Origin of the sequence: Caenimonas aquaedulcis, assembly GCF_015831345.1 — a bacterium.
GTDB classification, from domain to species: Bacteria; Pseudomonadota; Gammaproteobacteria; order Burkholderiales; family Burkholderiaceae_C; genus Ramlibacter; species Ramlibacter aquaedulcis.
This window is the reverse complement of sequence record NZ_JADWYS010000001.1, coordinates 1,357,773-1,375,103: the sequence shown is the minus strand read 5'-3', so window position 1 is coordinate 1,375,103 and position 17,331 is coordinate 1,357,773. Positions and strand designations below refer to the sequence as shown.

The following is a 17,331-nucleotide window of genomic DNA, read 5'->3' as shown; positions in this document are numbered from 1 at the left end:
CCGATGCGCCCGTTGGCATGCACACGTACCATCCGGTCCAGGCATGAACACGTTTTCCGACAGCATCGCCACCGCGATGGGTCTCATCGCGGGCGCGGACCCCGACCTCTTTTCCATCGTCCTGCGCTCCCTGGCCGTGAGCGCGGCGGCCTGCGCCATCGCGTGCGGCGTCGGCCTGCTCCTGGGCGCATGGCTCGCGGTGGCGCGGTTCCCGGGGCGCGGCGCGCTGCTCACCGTGCTCAACACGACGCTCGCACTGCCGTCCGTGGTCGTGGGACTGGTGGTCTACCTGCTGCTGTCGCGCTCGGGGCCGCTCGGGTTCCTCGGCTGGCTGTTTTCCTTCAAGGCGATGGTGCTCGCGCAGACCGTGCTCGTGCTGCCCGTGGTCACCGCACTCACGCGGCAGGTGGTGGAAGACGTGGACCGCGCGCAGGGCGAGCAGCTCCGCTCGATGGGCGCGGGCACGATGCTGCGCGGCATCCTGCTCGCGTGGGACGAGCGGTACGCGCTGCTCACGGTGACGATCGCGTCCTTCGGCCGCGCCATCTCGGAAGTCGGCGCCGTGATGATCGTCGGCGGCAACATTGACGGCTTCACGCGGGTGATGACGACCGCGATCGCGCTCGAGACGAGCAAGGGCGACCTGCCGCTCGCGCTCGCGCTGGGCATCGTGCTGCTGGCGGTGGTGCTGGCGCTCAACGCGCTGATCGCGCTGCTGCGCCGCTGGCGCGTGGGGCACGGCGGCAGGCCCGCGGTGCTCGAAGGCGCCCCCGTATGAGCCTCATCCAGCTCGAGGCGGTGGACCTGCACTTCGGCAGCGTGCAGGCGCTGCACGGCATCGACCTGCGCGTGGCGCGCGGCGAGCGCCTCGCGCTCATCGGCGCCAACGGCAGCGGCAAGAGCACGCTGCTGCGCCTCCTGCACGGCCTGCTCGCGCCCACGCGCGGCTCGGTGCTGCACGACAGCGGCACGCCCCAGGCCATGCTGTTCCAGCGGCCCTACATGCTGCGCACCACCGCCGTGAACAACGTCGCGCTGGGGTTGTGGATTCGCGGCACGCCGTGGAAGAAGGCGCGGGAGGCCGCCTTGCTCGCGCTCGGCCGGGTCGGGCTGTTCGAGGTGGCGCTGCGCGGCGCGCGCGAACTGTCGGGCGGGCAGCAGCAGCGCCTCGCGCTCGCGCGCGCCTGGGCACTGAAGCCGGGCGTCCTGTTCCTCGACGAGCCGACTTCCAGCCTCGATCCGCATGCCAAGCGCGAGGTCGAGGCGCTGATGGCGGATTTCGCGCAGGGCGGCATGACGCTCGTGTTCGCGAGCCACAACCTGGGCCAGGTCAAGCGCCTGGCCACGCGCGTGGTGTACCTGGAGCAGGGCCGCATCCTCGCGGACCTGCCGGTGCAGGATTTTTTCGATCGCACGCGCCTGCGCGAGAGCTCCCGCGCGGCCGATCTGTTCCTCAAGGGAGAGCTGGCGTGAAGTACCCCCTGGCCTGGATGGCCGCAGCCCTGTGGTTCGCCGCCGCGGCGCGCGCGGAGACGATCACCGTGGCGTCCACCACGTCCACCGAACAGTCGGGCCTGTTCGGGCACCTGATTCCCGAGGCGAAGAAGGCGACCGGCCTGGACATCAAGGTGGTCTCCGTCGGAACCGGGCAGGCCATCGACATCGCGAGGCGCGGCGATGCGGACGTGCTCTTCGTGCACGACCAGGCGGCGGAGGAGAAGTTCGTCGCGGAGGGAGGCTCGCGCAAGCGCTACCCGGTCATGTATAACGATTTCGTCGTGGTCGGCCCGAAACCCGACCCGGCCGGCGTGCGCGGCAGGGACATCCTCGCGGCGCTGAAGAAGATCGCCGCCGCCAACGCGCCCTTCATCTCCCGCGGCGACAAGAGCGGCACCCATGCCGCCGAGCTGCGCTACTGGTCGCAGGCGGGAGCGGCCGGCAAGGGCGCGGGCTACCGGGAATGCGGCTGCGGCATGGGGCCGGCCCTGAACATCGGAAGTTCCTCGAACGCCTATGTGCTCACGGACCGCGGCACCTGGCTGAGCTTCGGCAATCGCGGCGACCTCGCGGTGCTCGTCGAAGGCGACAAGCGGCTCTTCAACCAGTACGGCGTGATGGTGGTGAATCCCGCGAAGTACCCGAAACTGAACGCGGCCGGGGCGCAGAAGTTCGTCGACTGGATCACCTCGCCGGCGGGGCAGGGCGTGATCGCGAACTACCGCATCGGCGGCGAGCAGCTGTTCTTCCCGAACGCCGCGAAACTCACTGCACCAGCGCCACCGACTTGACCTGCGCCCACACGGGCATGCCCGTGGCGAGGCCCAGCGAATCGGCCGCGCGCGCGGTGATCCGCGCGAGCAGCGTCGTCTCGCCGCACGCGAGGCGCACGAGCAGCTGCGAAGGATGTGCATCCGCCGCGATGTGCTGTACGGTGCAGGGCAGCAGGTTCTGGATCGACGTGCCCTCCGGCTCCCGTGTCGCAATGCTCACGTCGCGCGCGAGCACGCGAAGGCGGGCGCGCTGGCCGGCGGCGACGCCGTCGTCGCGCAGCCAGAGGCTGCCGCCCGGGAAGTCGACGCGCGCCAGGTGCCAGCGCCCGTCCCGCAGGGCGAGCGTGCCGTCGATCAGCGCGCCCGGGTCGTCGCCCCACAGCGCCGCGTCGTCGGTGCGCGCCAGCACGCGCGCCGCGGGGCCCGTGGAAGCGACACGTCCGCGCTCCAGCACGACGAGCGTGTCCGCGAGCCGCGCGACCTCGTCGGCCGAGTGCGTGACGTAGACCATCGGCAGCGCGAGCTCGTCGCGCAGGCGCTCCAGCCACGGAAGGATGTCCTGCTTGCGCGCGATGTCGATCGATGCCAGCGGCTCGTCCAGCAGGAGCACGCGCGGCTGCGCGGCGAGGGCGCGCGCGATCGCGACGCGCTGGCGCTCGCCGCCCGAGAGTTCGTGCGTGGGCCGCGCGAGCAGGTCGCCGATGCCCAGGAGCTCGATCGCCGCGGCGAGCGCGATCCGGCGCTCCGCGGCGCCCGCGCGTTGCGCGCCGTAGTCGAGGTTGCCGCGCACATCGAGGTGGTCGAAGAGGCTCGCCTCCTGGAACACATAGCCCAGCGGGCGCTTCCACGTGGGCACGAAGACCCCTTGCGCGTCGTCCTGCCAGACCGCATCGGCGATGCGAACGGTGCCGGCGGCGCGCTCCAGCCCGGCGATGCACCGCAGCAGGCTGGTCTTGCCGGACCCGGACGGGCCGAACACGCAGGTGATGCCGTGCGCCGGCAGCGCGCAATCCACGTCGAGGCGGAACGTCTTTCGCGCGAGCGCGAGGCGCAGCAGCATGTCCTGCGCGCTCATCCGAGCACCCGCAGGCTGCGCCGGCTCGTGAGGGACAGCGCCAGCAGCACCGCGAACGAGAACAGCACCATGCCGCCCGCGAGCCAGTGCGCCTGCGTGTACTCCAGCGCCTCGACGTGCCCGTAGATCTGCGTGGACACGACGCGCGTCTGCTGCGGGATGTTGCCGCCGATCATGAGCACGACGCCGAATTCGCCGACCGTGTGCGCAAAGCTGAGGATCGCGGCGGTCACGAACCCGGGCCGTGCGAGCGGGACGGCCACGGAAAGGAAGGCATCCAGGGGACGCGCACGCAGGGTCGCCGCCACTTCCATCGGCCGGCGGCCCACGGCCTCGAAGGCATGCTGCAGCGGCTGCACGGCAAAGGGCAGCGAATAGATCACCGAGCCCACGAGGAGGCCGGCGAAGGTGAAGGGCAGGGTGCCCAGGCCGAGCATCTGCGTGGCCTGCCCCACGGGTCCGTGGGGGCCCATGGTGACCAGGAGGTAGAAGCCCAAAACCGTGGGCGGCAGCACGAGCGGCAAGGCCACGACGGCGGCGACGGGCGCGCGCCAGCCCGACGCGGTTCGCGCGAGCCACCACGCGAGCGGCGTCGCGAGCAGCAGCAGGAGGGCGGTGGTGAGGGTCGCCAGCTTCAGCGTCAGCCAGATCGCATCGAAGTCGGCGGCGCTGAAGGCGGGCATGCGGATCAGAGCTCGTAGCCGAAGCTGCGGATGATCGCGCGGGCCTTGTCGCCGCGCAAGTACGCGGCCAGCGCCGAGGCGGCCGCACTGCCCTTGCCCGCGGCGAGGATGACGGCATCCTGGCGGATCGGCGCGTGCAGCGAGGAGGGTACGACCCAGGCCGAGCCCCGCGCGATGCGCCCGTCCACCATCACCTGCGAAAGGGCGACGAAGCCGAGTGGCGCGTTGCCCGTCGCCACGAACTGCAGGGCCTGCGCGATGTTTTCGCCCTGCACGAAGCGCGGCTGCAGGCGCGCCAGCACCTGCAGCCGGGCCATCGCTTCGACCGCGGCGGCGCCATAGGGCGCGAGTTTCGGGTTGGCCAGTGCGATGCGCTCGAAGCCGCCCCGGGCGAGCACCTCGCCCTTGCCGTCCACCAGGCCGGGTTGCGCGCTCCACAGCGCGAGCCGGCCGGTGGCGTAGGCGAAGCGCGTGCCGGCGGCGGCGAGGCCTTCCTGCTCCAGCCGCGCGGGCGTTTCGTCGTCGGCGGCGAGCAGCATCTGGAACGGCGCGCCGTTGCGGATCTGCGCGTAGAAGGCGCCCGTGGCCCCGAAGGCCGGCGCGACGGTGTGGCCGGTGTCCGCCGCGAACGCGGCCGCGATCTTCTGCATGGGCGCGGTGAAGTTGGAGGCCACGGCGACGCTCACCTGGCCGGCAGCCGCGGCGGCGTGCACCAGCAGCCAGGCCAGGCACGGGAGGACACGCCGGAGGGCCGCGACGCGCATGGACGGGTCAGCGGCTCGCGAGCTTGCGGTAGATCGTCGCCCGGCTGATGCCCAGCACCTGCGCCGCCTGCTGCACGTTGCCGCGTGCCTGCGCAACGGCCTCGCGGATCATCGCGATCTCCGCCTCCCGCAGGGGCACGCGCGGCGCGGCGGCGGCGGTTTCCCGGCCGGGCAGCAGCGCGAGCGCCTGCAGCCGCAGGCCCGACCAGAGCGGCACCTCGGTGGGGCGCTCGCCGGCGCTCCCGCGCGCCTGGTCGAAGAGGATTTCCCAGGGCTGGGCGAAGAGCTCGGTGCAGTGCACCGGCGCGCCGCCCGGGGCAAGGGGCGGCGCCATCTGGCGGGCCACGTGGTTGCTGCCGGTGATCCAGCCGTCCGCGTCCAGGCAGAGCAGGCCGTCGTCGTCGCCGCCCAGGGAGCGGCCGGGCCAGTTCAAGCGCAGCAGCAGGCGGTGCGGCCGGGCCAGGGTGAGCGCGTTCTCGATGGTGCGCGCGGACTGCGCGACCAGGTGCTTGAGCTCGGGCCGCTCGGCCGCATCGATGCCGGTCAGGTCCAGCATGCCGACGCAACGGCCGTCCGGCCCGAACAGCGGCGCGCCCGCGCAGCTGTAGGCGGAGGTGTCGTTGAAGAAGTGTTCGCCGCGGTGCAGCCACACGGGCTGCAGTTCGCCCAGCGCGGCGCCGATGGCCGTCGTGCCCACGGCGCGTTCGGACAGGTCCACGCCGACGCGCGTGATGAGGTCGGCCCGGCGGTCGCTGCGGTCGATCGGGCCGTGCGCGTCGATCACGATGCCCTGGTGGTCGGTGAGGATGGCGAAGTAGCGGGTGCTGGCGAGGGCCCGGGCGAGGCGGTCGAGCACCGGGCGGGCGGCCTGCAGGAGGGGCTGGTTGGCATCGAGCACGCGCCTGCGCGCCTGAGCCGCCACCATGTCGAAGCCCAGCCGTTCGTCGGGGCGGTGGCCGGCCGCGAGGCAGCGCCGCCACGAGCGCGCGATCCACGATTCCACCGCCGATTCCCGTGCCGGCGGGCCGCCGCCGAGGACGGCCCGGCGCGCACCTTCGATCAGGGCCAGCCGGCCCTGGGATGTGGGGGTCACCGCGCGCTCCATGCCCTCATTGTGTGCGATCCCGCGCGATCCCGCAGAGCTGCACCGCGCTAATCCTGCTGAAAGCATTCGACATCCAGTCGCGGCATACTCTGTGGTTCCCGAAATCCGTCGTCACGCCGCGCCCACCCCGCCCGGCGGCGCCGATCCCGTTCCCACAAGGATTGCAATGCCCGCCTTGCGCCAGCGTTTCGCGTCAAGACCTCTTTCCCTGATCTCCCTCCTCGCCGCCACGCTGCTGGCGGCTTGCGGCCCCGGCGGCAACGCCCAGCCCGCAGGCGGCCCCGGCGGCGGGATGCCGCCACCGGAAGTCGGTGTCGTCACCGTCGCCCCCGGCGAGGTGGGCCTCGTCACCGAACTGCCCGGCCGCCTGGAGCCTTCGCGCGTCGCCCAGGTGCGCGCGCGCGCCGCCGGCATCGTGCAAAGGCGCCTATTCACCGAAGGCTCGGACGTCCGCGCCGGCCAGCCGCTCTTTTCCATCGACGCCGCGCCCTATGCCGCGCAGCTGGCGAGCGCGCAGGCCACCATGGCGCGCGCCCAGGCCAATCTCGGGCAGGCCACGGCGCTCGCGGAACGCTACAAGCCGCTGGTGGAAGCCAACGCGATCAGCAAGCAGGACTACGCGAACGCCGTGGCGGCGCAGCAGCAGGCGCAGGCCGATGTCGCGGCCGGCAAGGCCGCGGTGCAGACCGCGCAGATCAACGTGGGATACGCCTCCGTCACGGCGCCGATCTCCGGACGCATCGGCCGCGCCCTCGTGACCGAAGGCGCGCTCGTCGGCCAGGGCGAGGCGACGCCGCTCGCGGTGATCCAGCAGATCAACCCGATGTACGTCAACTTCACGCAGTCCGCCGCCGAAGTGCTCAAGATGCGCAAGGCGCTGGCGGAGGGCAAGCTCAGGCGTGCCGCGGGCGCGGAAGGCGCGTTGGTGCGCGTGGTGCTGGAAGACGGCAGCGAACACCCGAACCCGGGTCGCCTGCTCTTCTCCGACCTCACGGTGGACGCGACCAGCGGGCAGATCACGCTGCGCGCGGAAGTGCCCAACCCGAACGGGACGCTGCTGCCGGGCCTGTACGTGCGCGTGCGGCTGGAGCAGGCCAAGGCCGGCAATGCCGTGCTGCTGCCGCAGCAGGCGGTCACCCGTGCGACCCAGGGCGACACGGTCATGGTCGTCGACAAGGAAGGCAAGGTCGCCCCGCGCACCATCAAGGTGAGCGGCGAGCAGAACGGCCAGTGGGTCGTCACCGACGGCCTGAAGGCCGGCGAGCAGGTGATGGTCGACGGCTTCCAGAAGCTGCGCCCGGGCTCCCCGGTCAAGCCCGTGCCGTGGTCCGCCACGCCGCCAGGCGGCGCGCCCTCCGCATCGCCCGCATCCCGTCCCGCATCCGCGAAGTCCTGAAGGCAGCAGCATGGCCAAGTTTTTCATCGACCGGCCGGTCTTCGCCTGGGTGATCGCGCTCTTCGTGCTGGTGCTCGGCGCTGTGGCGGTCGTCAAGCTGCCGGTCGCGCAGTACCCCTCGGTCGCGCCGCCCAGCATCGTCATCCAGGCGGTGTACCCCGGCGCCTCCGCGCAGACGCTGGAAGACAGCGTCCTGTCCATCATCGAGCAGGAGATGAACGGCTCGCCCGGCCTCATCTACATGGAGTCGGTGGCGCAGGCCAACGGCAGCGGCTCGATCACGCTCAGCTTCGAGTCGGGCACGAACCCCGACCTCGCGCAGGTGGACGTGCAGAACCGACTTTCGCGCGCCGGCCCGCGGCTGCCCGCGGCGGTGACGCAGCAAGGCGTGCGCGTGGACAAGTCGCGCTCGAATTTCCTGCTCTTCACGATCCTCTCCTCGGACGACCCCGCGTGGGACCCGGTGGCGCTCGGCGACTACGCGTCGCGCGCGGTGCTGCCGGAAATCCAGCGCATTCCCGGCGTCGGCCAGGCGCAGCTCTTCGGCACGGAACGCGCGATGCGCATCTGGATCGACCAGGCCAAGCTGGAGAGCTTCAACCTGTCGAGTGCCGAAGTGAATGCCGCGATCCGCGCGCAGAACGCGCAGGTGTCCGCGGGCGCCATCGGCGACATGCCCAACGTGCCGGGGCAGGGCACATTCGCCACGGTCGTCGTCAACGGGCAGCTCACCACGGTGGAACAGTTCGGCAACATCGTGCTGCGCGCGAACACGGACGGTTCGGCCGTGCGCCTGCGCGACGTCGCGCGGCTGGAGCTCGGCGCGCAGGGCTACGCGGTCTCCGCGCGCCTGAACGGCAAGCCGTCCACCGGCATCGGCGTGCAGCTCGCGCCCAGCGGCAATGCGCTGGCCACCGCCACCGCGATCCGCAAGCGCATGGAGGAGCTCTCGAAGTTCTTCCCGCAGGGCATGAAGTGGGCGATCCCCTACGACAGCTCGCGCTTCGTCAACATCTCCATCAAGCAGGTGGTGGAGACGCTGGTCGAGGCGATGGTGCTGGTGTTCCTCGTGATGTACCTCTTCCTGCAGAACCTTCGCTACACCGCGATCCCCGCCATCGTGGTGCCGGTGTCGCTGCTGGGCACCTTCGCCGTGCTGCTCGCGCTCGGCTTCTCCATCAACGTGCTCACGATGTTCGGCATGGTGCTGGTGATCGGCATCGTCGTGGACGACGCGATCGTCGTGGTGGAGAACGTCGAACGGATCATGAGCGAGGAGGGCCTGCCGCCGCGCGAAGCGACCGTGAAGGCGATGAGCCAGATCCAGGGCGCGATCGTCGGGGTGACGGTGGTGCTGGTGTCGGTGTTCGTGCCGCTCGCGTTCTTCGGCGGCGCGGTGGGCAACATCTACAAGCAGTTCTCCGCGGTGATGCTCGCGTCGATCTGCTTTTCCGCGTTCATGGCGCTGTCGCTCACGCCCGCGCTGTGCGCGACGCTCCTCAAGCCCATGGAGGCGGGCCACCACCTGGAAAAGCGCGGCTTCTTCGGGCGCTTCAACCGCGGCTTCTCGCGCACGGCCAAGGGCTACGAAGGCTTCGTCGCGCGCATCCTGCGCCGCACCGGCCGCGCCTTGATCGTGTACCTCGCCGTGATCGCGGCGGTGGCGGTGCTGTTCATGCGCCTGCCCACGTCCTTCCTGCCGAGCGAGGACCAGGGCTACATGCTCGTGAACGTGCAACTGCCGCCGGGCGCCACGATCGAGCGCACGACCAAGGTCATGGAAGGCGTGGAGAACTTCATCCTCAAGCAGCCGGAAGTGCAGAGCATGGTGGGCGTGCTGGGCTTCTCGTTCTCGGGCCAGGGGCAGAACGCGGGCCTCGCCTTCGTGACGCTCAAGGACTGGTCCGAGCGCAAGGGCGCGGAGCATTCGGCATCCGCGATCGCCGGGCGCGCGTTCGGCGCGCTGTCGGGCATCCGCGATGCGTTCATCTTCGCGCTCAGCCCGCCGGCCATTCCGGAGCTGGGTACCGCGACAGGCTTCAACTTCCGCCTGCAGGACCGCGGCGGCAACGGGCACGAAGCGCTGGTCGCCGCGCGCAACCAGTTGCTCGGGCTCGCGGGGCAAAGCAAGATCGTCGCAGGCGTCCGGCCGGACGGCCTGGAGGATGCGCCGCAGTTGCAGGTCGACATCGACCGCGACAAGGCCAACGCCCTGGGCGTGACCTTCGATTCCATCAACAGTGCCATGTCGACGGCGCTCGGCTCGTCCTACATCAACGACTTCCCGAACCGCGGGCGCCTGCAGCGCGTGGTCGTGCAGGCCGACGCGACGGGCCGCATGCAGCCGGGCGACCTGCTGCGCATCACCGCAACCAACAACAAGGGCGTTGCCGTGCCGCTGTCCGCGTTCGCGACAACGCGCTGGGTGACGGGCCCGATGCAGACGGTGCGCTACAACGGCTACCCGTCGATGCGCATCTCCGGCGACGCCGCGCCGGGCAAGAGCACGGGCGATGCGATGGACGAGATGGAGCGGCTCGCGGCGCAGCTGCCCGCCGGCTTCGCCTACGAATGGACGGGCCAGTCGCGCGAGGAAAAGCTCTCGGGCGCGCAGGCCACCATCCTGCTGGGCTTCTCGCTGCTGGCGGTGTTCCTGTGCCTGGCGGCGCTGTACGAGAGCTGGTCGATCCCGATGTCGGTGATCCTGGTGGTGCCGCTGGGCATCGTCGGCGCGCTGCTGGGCGCCACGCTGCGCGACTTCCCGAACGACGTGTACTTCAAGGTCGGCCTGATCACGATCATCGGCCTGTCCGCGAAGAACGCGGTGCTGATCATCGAGTACGCGAAGGACCTGCAGGCGCAGGGCAAGAGCCTCGTGGAGGCGGCGCTGATGGCCTGCCACCTGCGGTTCCGCCCCATCATCATGACCTCGCTGGCCTTCATTCTTGGAGTATTGCCGCTGGTCGTCGCGAGCGGCGCGGGCTCGGCCAGCCAGCGCGCGATCGGCACCGGCGTGATGGGCGGCATGATCACCGCGACCAGCCTCGCGGTGCTCTTCGTGCCCGTCTTCTTCGTCGTCGTGCGCGGCTTCTTCAAGGACAGCGAGCGCCAGCGCAAGCTGTATGCGCACGAGCTGGAACACGAGTTGCCCCCGGGCGCGAAGGCGGGGGACCAGGTATGAACGCCCGCCTCTTGAAGACATCGCTGTCCGTCGTCGCGGCGGCCTCACTGTTGGCCGCCTGCTCGATGGCGCCCAAGTACGAGCGCCCCGTGGCGCCGGTGGCGGGCGCCTTCGCCTACCCGGGCGCCACCTCGGGTACCGCGGCTGCCGACCTCGACTGGCAGAACTTCTTCGCCGATGCGCGGCTGAAGGAGCTGATCGCCTCGGCGCTGCGCAACAACCGCGACCTGCGCATCGCGGTGCTGAACATCGAAGCGGCGCGCGCGCAGTACGACATCCGCCGCGCCGACCGCGTGCCCAATGTCGGCCTGTCGGTGGCGGGTTCGCGCACGCCGGGCGCCAATGGTTCGACGTCCTCGGTGTACACGGCGGGCCTCGCCGCGACAGCATGGGAGATCGACCTTTTCGGCCGCATCGCGAGCCTGAGCGACGCCGCGCTGGCGCAGTACTTCGCGAGCGAAGAAGGCCGCAAGGCGGCACAGACCTCGCTCATCGCGAGTGTCGCGACGACCTGGCTGTCGCTGATCGCCGACGAGGAATTGCTGGAGCTGACGCGCCAGACGCTCATCACGCGCGAGGATTCGCTGCGTCTCACCAAGCTGCGCTTCGACAACGGCGCGGCGTCCGAGCTGGACTTCCGCCAGGCGCAGTCGCTCTATGAAGGCGCGCGTGTGGCGAACGCACAAACGCAGCGCCAGCGCGCGATCGACCTCGACACCCTGGCGCTGCTGGTGGGCGAGCCGGTCGCACCGGACTTCCGCGCAGGTGTGACGAGCGAATCCATCGCGTTGCCGGACCTGCCGGCTGCGACGCCATCCGACGTCCTCGTGCGTCGCCCGGACGTGCGTCAGGCCGAGCAGCAGTTGATCGCGGCCAACGCCAACATCGGCGCCGCACGCGCCGCGTTCTTCCCGCGCATTTCCCTCACGGCGGGCATCGGCACCGCGAGCACGGAACTGTCGGGCCTTTTCAAGGGGGGCTCCTGGGGCTTCACCGTCGCGCCTTCGCTGTTGCTGCCGATCTTCGATGCGGGCCGCAACGCGGCGGGCTTGCGCTCGGCCAACGTGGCGCGCGACATCGCGTTGGCGCAATACGAAAAGGCGATCCAGTCGGCCTTCCGCGAAGTGTCGGACGCGCTCGCGGGCCGCGCCCTGCTCGGCGAGCAGCTGCAGGCGCAGCGCAACGTGGTGGAAGCGGAGTCGGTGCGGATGCGGCTGTCGAAGCTGCGTTACGACAACGGCGTGTCGAGCTACCTCGACCTGCTGGATGCGCAGCGCTCGCTCTTCGCGGCGCAGCAGGCGCTGATCCAGACGCGGGCGGCGCAGTTGCAGAACCAAGTGCAGCTGTACAAGGCGCTGGGCGGCGGGTGGGTGGAGCCTTCGGGGAGGTGACGGGCTTGCCTGCGGCTTCCTGAGTCAAGGACGCAGAATTCGCAGAGGTTACGCAGAAGGAAGCCAGAAAAAATCCAGCAGGAATTTCTTTGGATTTCTTCCGCGAAATTCTGCGTCACTTCCGCGAATTCTGCGTCCCTGGATTCAAAGCCGACTCAATCGTCACCTACAGGCCGAGGCAACGGCTCCCCCGCCCCGGTGCGCTCCGTGATGAGCCCGTAATGCTCCGGCCGCCGGTGCTTCGCGAAGTTGAACACGTGCTGGCGGAAGAGCTCCCCGATCCCCAGATCCGCCACCGTCGCGATCACCTCGTCCGCTTCGGTCAGCGTGCGCGCCACGATCTCCCCCGTCGGCGCGACGATCACCGAATTGCCGATCATGTGGAAGCCGTCCTCGCGTCCGCACTTCGCGGCGGCCGCGACCCACAGCCCGTTCTGGTACGCATTCGCCTGCAGCGAAATCAAGTGCGTGCTGGTGCGCAGGTGCGCCGGCTCGTCCCAGTGGATGTTGTGCGACGGCGTGTTGTAGCCCAGCACCACGATCTCCGCGCTTTGCAGCGCCATCACGCGGTAGGTCTCGGGCCAGCGCCTGTCGTTGCAGATGCACATGCCCATCTTGACGCCCGTCGTGTCCCACACGCCGAAGCCGAGGTTGCCGACCTCGAAGAATTTCTTTTCCAGGTGCTGGAAAGGCGCGTCGGGCTTGTGGTCGCTGTGGCCGGGAAGGTGCACCTTGCGGTACTTGCCCACGATGTTGGCGGACGGGTCGACGAGGATCGCCGTGTTGAAGCGGCGGCCCTTGGGCGTGAGTTCCGCATAGCCCAGGTAGAAGCCGATGCCGAGTTTCTTCGCTTCGTCGAAGAGCGGCTGCGTCGCGGGGCCGGGCATGGTCTTTTCGAAGAAACGGTCCACTGCTTCGGCTTCTTCCATCCAGTAGCGCGGAAAGAAGGTGGTGAGCGCGAGCTCGGGGAAGACGACGAAGTCCGCCTGGCGCGCCTTCGCCTCGCGCATCATCGCCAGCAGCCGCTGCACCACGGACTCTCGCGAATCGGCGAGGTGAATGGGCCCCAGCTGGGCGACGGCGAGTCCGATTTTGCGGGTACTGCTCATGAATTTTTCCTGTGCGATGCGAGAGAGAAGATCGACCGCATCCATTGTGCGCGCTCGCTGGGCGCGCGCCGCTCCAGCACCGGGGCGGGCGCGCCGCGCGGAATGAATCGTCCTGCGCCGCTGCCGGCGTGAAGCGCGCCGTTCTCCACCACGACGCGGCCGCGATTGATCACCACGCCAGGCCAGCCCGTCACCTCGCGTCCCTCATAGGGCGTGTAGCCGGCGGCATCGTGCAGCATCGAATACGTGACGCGGCGCGTGCGGTCCGCGTCCCAGATCACGAGGTCCGCGTCGCTGCCCGGCTGGATCGCGCCCTTGCGCGGGTACATGCCGTAGGTCTTCGCGTGGTTCGTGGACGTGAGCGCGACGAATTGCCGCATGTCGATGCGGCCCTTGCGCACGCCTTCGGAATACAGCAGCGGCATGCGCAACTCGAGCCCGGGCAAGCCGTTGGCGACCTGCTTGAACGTGGTGGCGTCCCCATGCGGCAGCTTGCCGCTCGCGTCGTAGCGATAGGGGGCGTGGTCGGAGGAGTACAGCTTGAGGACGCCACGCCGGATGGCGTCCCACAGGGCTTCCTGGGACGCGGCATCGCGCGGCGGCGGGCTGCAGCAGTACTTCGCGCCTTCCGTGCCCGGCAGGTCGAGGTCGTCCGCGGTGAGCAGCAGGTAGTGCGGGCAGGTTTCGCCGAGCACGGGCGCGCCGAGCATCTGCGCGGAGGCGATCGCGGAGGCGGCGCCCGCGGTGGACACGTGGACGATCAGCACCGGCGCGTCGCACACGGACGCGAGCTGGATCGCGCGATGCGCGGCCTCGATTTCCGCAGCGGGCGCGTGCGCCACCGCGTGGAACTTCGGGGCAACGTGGCCCGCGGCGATGAGGTGCCGCGCGATCCACGAGATCACGTCGTTGTTCTCCGCGTGCACCATCGTCAGCGCGCCTTCCCGCGCGGCCACGGCGAAGACGTCGAGCAGCTGCGCGTCGTCGAGTTTCAGCCTGTCGTAGGTCATGAAGACCTTGAACGAGGTGATGCCCTCGCGGATCAACGCGGGCAGGTCCTCGCCCAGCGTCTGCGCATCGGTCTCCGACAGGATGAGGTGCGGGCTGTAGTCGATGACGGCTTGCCGCGCGGCGCTCGCGAGGTAGTCGCGCGTGACCGTGCGCAGCGAATCGCCACGGTGCTGCGCCGCGAACGGCATCACCGTGGTGGTGCCGCCGAACGCGGCGGACTGCGTCGCGGTGAGCCAGTTGTCCGCGCACATCACGCCCATGCTGGAGAGCTGCTCGATGTGGCAGTGGCTGTCGATGCCGCCGGGGATGACGAAGCCGCCTTGCGCGTCGATGTCGATCCTTCCGGGGGCGAGTCCTTGGCCGACCTGCGCGATCGTCTCGCCGCGCACGCCGATGTCGCCGGTGACTTCGCTGTCGGCGGTGACGATGCGCGCGTTGCGCACGGTGAGGTCGAAGTCGCTCATGTCCCCACTCTACCGCCTCGCGCCAGTTGCCTATTTGTCCTTGCCCATCACCACGTCCGGCAGGATGGTGACGATCTGCGGAAAGACCGTGATGAGCACGATGCACAGCACCAGGCAGCCGAAGAAGGGCAGGGCGGCGCGCGCGATGGTGTTGCTGTCCTTGCCGGTCATGTTCTGCAGCACGAAGAGGTTGAAGCCCACGGGCGGCGTGACCTCCGCGATTTCCACGAGCAGCACGATGAAGATGCCGAACCAGATGAGGTCGAACCCGGCCTTCTGGATCATCGGCAGCACCACCGCGCTCGTGAGCACGATCATGCTGATCCCGTCCAGCGCCGTGCCCAGGATCAGGTACACGACGGTGAGGACGGTGATCAGCATGTAGGGGGACAGGTGCATGGCGTCGACCCACTGCGCGAGTTCGCGCGGGATGCCGGTGAAGGCCATGGTCTTGGTGAGGAAGGACGCCCCCGCCAGGATGAACATGATCATGCAGCTGGTGCGCGTGGTGCCCATCAGGCCCTCGCAGAAGGTCTTCCAGGTGAGCGACTTGCTCCACCACGCGAGGCCCAGCGAACCGGCGACGCCGTAGGCCGCGCATTCGGTGGCGGTGGCGTAGCCCGCGATCAGCACCCAGACGATGAAGATGATGAGCGCCGCGCAGGGGATGAGGTTGCCCGAGAGGCGGATCTTCTCCATGAAGGTGGTCGGCGGGTCGGCCGGCGGCACTTGGTCGGGGTTGCGCAGGCTCCACCAGATGATGTAGCCCGAGAAAAGCGCCATGAGCAGGAAGCCCGGCAGGAAGCCGGCGAGGAAGATGCGGATGATCGATGCGTCCGCCGCCACGGCGTACACCACCATGGTGATCGAGGGCGGGATCAGGATGCCGAGCGTGCCGGCGGTCGCGAGCGAGCCGAGCGTGATCTTCTCGCTGTAGCCGCGCTTGAGGAGTTCGGGCAGGGCGACCTTGGAGATCGTCGCGCAGGTCGCGGCCGACGAGCCGGACACCGAACCGAAGATGCCGCAGCCCAGGATGGTCGTGTGCATCAGCCGGCCGGGCACCTTGTTGAGCCACGGGCGCAGGCCTTCGAACATCTCCTCGGACAGCTTGCTGCGAAACAGGATCTCGCCCATCCAGATGAAGAGCGGCAGCGCGGCGAGCTCCCAGGAGGCATTCGACTCCCAGAAGGAAGAGAAGAGGTTGTTGCCCGTCGCGGTGGTCGTGAAGAACGCCTGGCCGACCCAGCCGCAGATCGCGAGCGTCATCGCGATCCACACGCCGCCCGAGAGCAGCACCATCATGATCAGCAGCAACAGGCCGCCGACGAGCAGGATATCCATGGAAATTCTTCTTCTTGTGGGAGGTGGCTACACGTCGGAGGAGAAGTCGCCCTTGGCGTGGCGCTCCTCGACCGCCGCCACGTAGGTGGGTGTGGCGCCCCGGATGACGATGACCAGTTCGTCCACCACCGCCACCAGCAGCAGGATGGAGCCGAGCGCGAAGCTCGCCTGCGGGATCCAGATCGGGATCGGCAGCAGCCCCTGCGCCACCTCGTGGAAGCGCCAGCTGTCGTAGGTGAACTTGTTGGCCCAGAAGGCCAGGTAGCCGACCGACAGGGCCGCGATCGCCAGGCAGATGATCTCCATCACGCGGCGCACCGGCGGCGACATCTTCTCCAGCAGCAGCGTCACCCGCACGAAGTCGCCGTGCTTGAAGGCATGCGCCATCGCGAAGAAGGACGCGGCGGCGCAGGACCACGCCACCACGTCGTTGGCCGCGCCCGTGCGCACCCCGAATTCGCGCAGGATGCTCTGCGCGATCATCACGATGCAGATGAAGGCGATGAAGGCGGCGCCGACCGCGCCGGAGGCCAGGTAGAGCCGGTCGAGGAAGCGGCGCATGCTCCCGCGCTTACTTGCGGAAGTTGGTGATGACGGCGGTGCCGTCCGGGCCGGCCTTGGCTTCCCACTCCGTCAGCATCACGGCGCCCACCTTCTTCAGGTCGGCCATCAGCTGCGGCGAGGGCTTCATGATCTTCATGCCCTTTTCCTGCAGCGCGTTCACGTACCACTGGTTTTTTTCCTCGCTGAGCTTCCAGCCGCGGGTTTCCGCGTCGGCGGCGGCCTTGAGGACGGCGTCCTGCGTGGGCTTGTCCAGCGCATTGAAGGCGGCGGTGTTCACGATGACCGCGTTCTTCGGCAGCCAGGCCTGCGTGTCGTACCACATCTTGATGCTCTCGTAGGTCTTCGAGTCGTAGCCGGTGGAGCCCGAGCTCATGTAGCTGTTGACCACGCCGGTGGCGAGCGCCTGCGAGAGTTCGGCGGCCTGGATGGTGACGGGCACCGCGCCGACCAGTTCCGCGATCTTGGCCGTGGCCGGGCTGTAGGCGCGCCACTTCAGGCCCTTCATGTCGCCGACGTTGTTCAGTTCCTTGTTGGTGTAGATGCCCTGGGGCGGCCACGCCACCGTGTAGAGCAGCTTCATGCCTTGGGCGCCGAGCAGCTTGTCGAGTACGGGCTTTTGCGCCGCGGCGAGCTTCTTCGCGTCGCCGTACCCGGTGGCCAGGAAGGGGATGCCGTCGGCGCCGTAGATCGGGTTTTCGTTTTCGAAGTTGACGAGAAGCACCTCGCCGATCGGGGCCTGCCCGCCCTGCACGGCGCGCTTGATCTCGTTGGCCTTGAAGAGCGACGCGTTGGCGTGCACGGTGATCTTGAGCTTGCCACCGGAAGCCTTGTCCACGTCGCTCGCGAACTGCACGAGGTTTTCGGTATGGAAATTCGTCGCGGGGTAGGCGGCGGGCAGGTCCCACTTGGTCTGGGCGAAGGCGGAGCCGGACGCGATCAGCGCGGCGGCGATCAGGGCGGGTTTGAAATTCATGGTC

General features: G+C 69.4%; 15 protein-coding genes. 6 read left to right on the top strand and 9 right to left on the bottom strand.

Annotated elements, in window-relative coordinates:
- Positions 1-43: 43 nt before the first annotated feature.
- The 3 genes from I5803_RS06515 to I5803_RS06505 are packed head-to-tail and all read left to right on the top strand — an operon-like array spanning position 44 to position 2,288.
- The gene (locus I5803_RS06515; protein WP_196985567.1) at positions 44-778 is read left to right on the top strand and encodes an ABC transporter permease; all 735 of its coding nucleotides are present in this window, start codon (positions 44-46) and stop codon (positions 776-778) included.
- Complete coding sequence (locus I5803_RS06510) at positions 775-1,473, top strand: ATP-binding cassette domain-containing protein (protein ID WP_196985566.1); 699 nt, start codon at positions 775-777, stop codon at positions 1,471-1,473. Before I5803_RS06515 ends, I5803_RS06510 begins: the two co-directional genes overlap by 4 nt.
- A 17-nt stretch (positions 1,474-1,490) precedes the next feature.
- Positions 1,491-2,288 (top strand): ABC transporter substrate-binding protein, encoded by a 798-nt coding sequence (locus I5803_RS06505; RefSeq protein ID WP_196988483.1) that lies wholly within the window; start codon positions 1,491-1,493, stop codon positions 2,286-2,288.
- Here the strand turns inward: I5803_RS06505 and modC are convergent.
- The 4 genes from modC to I5803_RS06485 are packed head-to-tail and all read right to left on the bottom strand — an operon-like array spanning position 2,263 to position 5,897.
- Positions 2,263-3,345 carry a molybdenum ABC transporter ATP-binding protein gene (gene modC / locus I5803_RS06500; protein ID WP_196985565.1) on the bottom strand — a complete coding sequence of 361 codons (1,083 nt, stop codon included), beginning with the start codon at positions 3,343-3,345 and terminating at the stop codon, positions 2,263-2,265. The genes I5803_RS06505 and modC overlap by 26 nt on opposite strands.
- Positions 3,342-4,028 (bottom strand): molybdate ABC transporter permease subunit, encoded by a 687-nt coding sequence (gene modB, locus I5803_RS06495; RefSeq protein ID WP_196985564.1) that lies wholly within the window; start codon positions 4,026-4,028, stop codon positions 3,342-3,344. Before modB ends, modC begins: the two co-directional genes overlap by 4 nt.
- Positions 4,029-4,033: 5 nt before the next feature.
- Complete coding sequence (gene modA, locus I5803_RS06490; RefSeq protein WP_196985563.1) at positions 4,034-4,792, bottom strand: molybdate ABC transporter substrate-binding protein; 759 nt, start codon at positions 4,790-4,792, stop codon at positions 4,034-4,036.
- Positions 4,793-4,799: 7 nt separating this feature from the next.
- On the bottom strand, positions 4,800-5,897 hold the full coding sequence (locus I5803_RS06485) for a sigma-54-dependent Fis family transcriptional regulator (protein WP_196985562.1): 1,098 nt from the start codon (positions 5,895-5,897) through the stop codon (positions 4,800-4,802).
- Between the two features lie 166 nt (positions 5,898-6,063).
- On the opposite strand from I5803_RS06485, the gene I5803_RS06480 reads away from it, so the two are divergent.
- From I5803_RS06480 to I5803_RS06470, 3 genes are read left to right on the top strand one after another with little or no spacing between them, the layout of a single operon-like run.
- Positions 6,064-7,293, top strand: coding sequence for an efflux RND transporter periplasmic adaptor subunit (locus tag I5803_RS06480; protein ID WP_196985561.1), 1,230 nt, complete (start codon positions 6,064-6,066; stop codon positions 7,291-7,293).
- 10 nt (positions 7,294-7,303) lie between these two features.
- The gene (locus I5803_RS06475) at positions 7,304-10,474 is read left to right on the top strand and encodes an efflux RND transporter permease subunit (RefSeq protein WP_196985560.1); all 3,171 of its coding nucleotides are present in this window, start codon (positions 7,304-7,306) and stop codon (positions 10,472-10,474) included.
- The gene (locus I5803_RS06470; RefSeq protein ID WP_196985559.1) at positions 10,471-11,865 is read left to right on the top strand and encodes an efflux transporter outer membrane subunit; all 1,395 of its coding nucleotides are present in this window, start codon (positions 10,471-10,473) and stop codon (positions 11,863-11,865) included. The genes I5803_RS06475 and I5803_RS06470 overlap by 4 nt, the downstream gene beginning before the upstream one ends.
- A gap of 155 nt (positions 11,866-12,020) precedes the next feature.
- On the opposite strand, the gene I5803_RS06465 is transcribed toward I5803_RS06470, so the two are convergent.
- From I5803_RS06465 to I5803_RS06445, 5 genes are read right to left on the bottom strand one after another with little or no spacing between them, the layout of a single operon-like run.
- Entirely contained in the window at positions 12,021-12,974 is a 954-nt protein-coding gene (locus I5803_RS06465) for an N-carbamoyl-D-amino-acid hydrolase (protein WP_196985558.1), read from the bottom strand.
- Positions 12,971-14,449 carry a dihydropyrimidinase gene (gene hydA / locus I5803_RS06460; protein ID WP_196985557.1) on the bottom strand — a complete coding sequence of 493 codons (1,479 nt, stop codon included), beginning with the start codon at positions 14,447-14,449 and terminating at the stop codon, positions 12,971-12,973. Before hydA ends, I5803_RS06465 begins: the two co-directional genes overlap by 4 nt.
- Before the next feature lie 30 nt (positions 14,450-14,479).
- Entirely contained in the window at positions 14,480-15,790 is a 1,311-nt protein-coding gene (locus I5803_RS06455) for a TRAP transporter large permease (protein ID WP_196985556.1), read from the bottom strand.
- Positions 15,791-15,817: 27 nt separating this feature from the next.
- Complete coding sequence (locus I5803_RS06450) at positions 15,818-16,351, bottom strand: TRAP transporter small permease (protein ID WP_196985555.1); 534 nt, start codon at positions 16,349-16,351, stop codon at positions 15,818-15,820.
- A gap of 10 nt (positions 16,352-16,361) precedes the next feature.
- Positions 16,362-17,327: a TRAP transporter substrate-binding protein gene (locus tag I5803_RS06445; protein WP_196985554.1), complete on the bottom strand. Its 966-nt coding sequence runs from the start codon at positions 17,325-17,327 to the stop codon at positions 16,362-16,364.
- Positions 17,328-17,331: the final 4 nt, after the last annotated feature.

Bases quoted from the DNA above. Each gene is read 5' to 3' on its own strand.
- I5803_RS06485 (WP_196985562.1), bottom strand. From the start codon at position 5,897: ATGGAGCGCGCGGTGACCCCCACATCCCAGGGCCGGCTGGCCCTGATC.
- I5803_RS06450 (WP_196985555.1), bottom strand. From the start codon at position 16,351: ATGCGCCGCTTCCTCGACCGGCTCTACCTGGCCTCCGGCGCGGTCGGC.
- I5803_RS06475 (WP_196985560.1), top strand. From the start codon at position 7,304: ATGGCCAAGTTTTTCATCGACCGGCCGGTCTTCGCCTGGGTGATCGCG.
- modB (WP_196985564.1), bottom strand. From the start codon at position 4,028: ATGCCCGCCTTCAGCGCCGCCGACTTCGATGCGATCTGGCTGACGCTG.
- I5803_RS06515 (WP_196985567.1), top strand. From the start codon at position 44: ATGAACACGTTTTCCGACAGCATCGCCACCGCGATGGGTCTCATCGCG.
- I5803_RS06505 (WP_196988483.1), top strand. From the start codon at position 1,491: ATGGCCGCAGCCCTGTGGTTCGCCGCCGCGGCGCGCGCGGAGACGATC.
- modC (WP_196985565.1), bottom strand. From the start codon at position 3,345: ATGAGCGCGCAGGACATGCTGCTGCGCCTCGCGCTCGCGCGAAAGACG.
- modA (WP_196985563.1), bottom strand. From the start codon at position 4,792: ATGCGCGTCGCGGCCCTCCGGCGTGTCCTCCCGTGCCTGGCCTGGCTG.
- I5803_RS06445 (WP_196985554.1), bottom strand. From the start codon at position 17,327: ATGAATTTCAAACCCGCCCTGATCGCCGCCGCGCTGATCGCGTCCGGC.
- I5803_RS06465 (WP_196985558.1), bottom strand. From the start codon at position 12,974: ATGAGCAGTACCCGCAAAATCGGACTCGCCGTCGCCCAGCTGGGGCCC.
- I5803_RS06480 (WP_196985561.1), top strand. From the start codon at position 6,064: ATGCCCGCCTTGCGCCAGCGTTTCGCGTCAAGACCTCTTTCCCTGATC.
- I5803_RS06455 (WP_196985556.1), bottom strand. From the start codon at position 15,790: ATGGATATCCTGCTCGTCGGCGGCCTGTTGCTGCTGATCATGATGGTG.
- I5803_RS06510 (WP_196985566.1), top strand. From the start codon at position 775: ATGAGCCTCATCCAGCTCGAGGCGGTGGACCTGCACTTCGGCAGCGTG.
- I5803_RS06470 (WP_196985559.1), top strand. From the start codon at position 10,471: ATGAACGCCCGCCTCTTGAAGACATCGCTGTCCGTCGTCGCGGCGGCC.
- hydA (WP_196985557.1), bottom strand. From the start codon at position 14,449: ATGAGCGACTTCGACCTCACCGTGCGCAACGCGCGCATCGTCACCGCC.